Annotated in this window: 1 protein-coding gene; it reads left to right on the top strand. The window is 67.8% G+C overall.

All coding sequences use genetic code 11. The features are described 5' to 3' along the window. Positions 1 to 36: 36 nt before the first annotated feature. Positions 37 to 270 (top strand): ATP-binding cassette domain-containing protein (locus tag AC6CH3_RS23545; RefSeq protein WP_498134726.1); only part of this gene is annotated, 234 nt, incomplete at its 3' end.

The raw sequence follows: 270 nt of genomic DNA on the forward strand, positions 1-270 counted from the left end.
GCGGACCAGCTAGATGCCCGTTCCGTCGTGCAGCTCATGGTTGGCAAGGACGTCGATCTCTACGAGCACATACCCCGCGAACGCGGGGATCTTGTTCTGGAGGCCCGCGGCCTGAGCCGCGCAGGCGCGTTCGCGGACGTGGATCTGCAGCTGCATGCCGGGGAAATCGTCGGACTGGCCGGACTTGTGGGCGCCGGCCGTACCGAGGTCGCCCGCTGCATCTACGGCGTCGACAAGGCAGACGCGGGAACCATCGAGATGGGCGGGCGC

The organism is Arthrobacter sp. GQ119 (genome assembly GCF_059759125.1).